This is a genomic window from Vulcaniibacterium gelatinicum (assembly GCF_008033445.1).
In the GTDB taxonomy this organism is placed as follows: Bacteria; Pseudomonadota; Gammaproteobacteria; order Xanthomonadales; family Xanthomonadaceae; genus Vulcaniibacterium_B; species Vulcaniibacterium_B gelatinicum.
Genome location: NZ_VNKO01000038.1, coordinates 1 through 1,221, shown reverse-complemented (window position 1 = coordinate 1,221; position 1,221 = coordinate 1). Strand labels below are relative to the sequence as shown.

Below are 1,221 nucleotides of genomic sequence, written 5' to 3'. Positions count from 1 at the left end.
GGCGGGCTCAGGCGGTCGTTGCAACACACTCGCCGAGCTTGTAGGCCGGCGTCCTGAAGCCCAAGGTCTTCCTCGGGCGCTGGTTCAATCGTAAAGCAATCTCGTCGAGCTGAGCTTGGGAGTGGACCGACAGGTCGGTCCCGTCGGGCAGGTACTGCCGCAGCAGGCCATTGGTGTTCTCGTTTGAGCCGCGCTGCCAGGGGCTTTTCGGATCACAGAAGTAGACCTGGACGTCGGTGGCGACCGTGAAGTCCTTGTGGCCCGCCATTTCCGTCCCCCGATCCCAGGTCAGTGATCTGCGGAGGGCCTCTGGCAGCGTCTGCACTTGCTTGCTGAGCGCCGAAACGACGCTGGCTGTGTCCTTCCCATTGACCTTCACCAGCATCACGAACCGCGAGTGCCGCTCGACGAGCGTTGCCACGTGGGAGTTCTTGCTGCCGCTGATCAGATCGCCTTCCCAATGACCCGGCACGGCACGATCCTCGACCTCGGCAGGACGTTCGCGGATGGAGACAGCGTCGACGATGCCGCCGCGCGACGCCTTGGTCGCCGACTTCGCCCGCCGCATCGTCCGGCCGCTGCGCAGGTGTGCGCAAAGCTCCTTTTTCAGGGCGCCTCGCGCCTGGATGAACAAACTGCGATAAATGGTCTCGTGCGACACACGCAGCGTCTCGTCGTCGGGGAACTCCAGCTTAAGCCAAGCCGAGATCTGCTCAGGCGACCACTGCAAGGCCAGCCGTTGTGCCACCAGCTTCCGCAGCTCCGCGTCCTGCGCCAGCAGGCTGGCCTTGGGCCGGCGGGCCCGTTCCCAGGCCTGCTCCTCGGCCCTCCCGGCCCGATAGGCGCGAGGGCCACCGTTGCGATCCACCTCCCGACTGATCGTGGAGGGCGCGCGATCCAGGCGACGCGCAATCTCCCGATACGACCACCCGGCCGCCAGCCCACGCGAAACCTCTTCCCGCTCGGCCAGCGTCAAGCCTGCGGCATGGCGTATGCGCACCGCAGGGGCGATCCCGCCGTGCGCCGCCAATACGCCACGCACCGCCGCCGCCTTGCAGCCCAGCGCCCGCCCAATCTCACTGGCGGGCCGGCCCTGCTTCCAAAGCAGCCACACTTGCTGCCTCATCCCATCGGGCAGCCCCGGTCGTCCACGTCGTGCCATCGGTACCTCCCCCCAAGGGGGCAGTTAGGCTACCGTTGCGATGACCAATTGAATCCACC

Annotated in this window: 1 protein-coding gene; it reads right to left on the bottom strand. The window is 66.5% G+C overall.

All coding sequences use genetic code 11. The annotated features are described in order from the left end of the window. Positions 1-7 precede the first annotated feature (7 nt). Positions 8-1,162 carry an IS30 family transposase gene (locus FPV26_RS12535; RefSeq protein ID WP_425473105.1) on the bottom strand — a complete coding sequence of 385 codons (1,155 nt, stop codon included), beginning with the start codon at positions 1,160-1,162 and terminating at the stop codon, positions 8-10. Between the last annotated feature and the right edge of the window lie 59 nt (positions 1,163-1,221).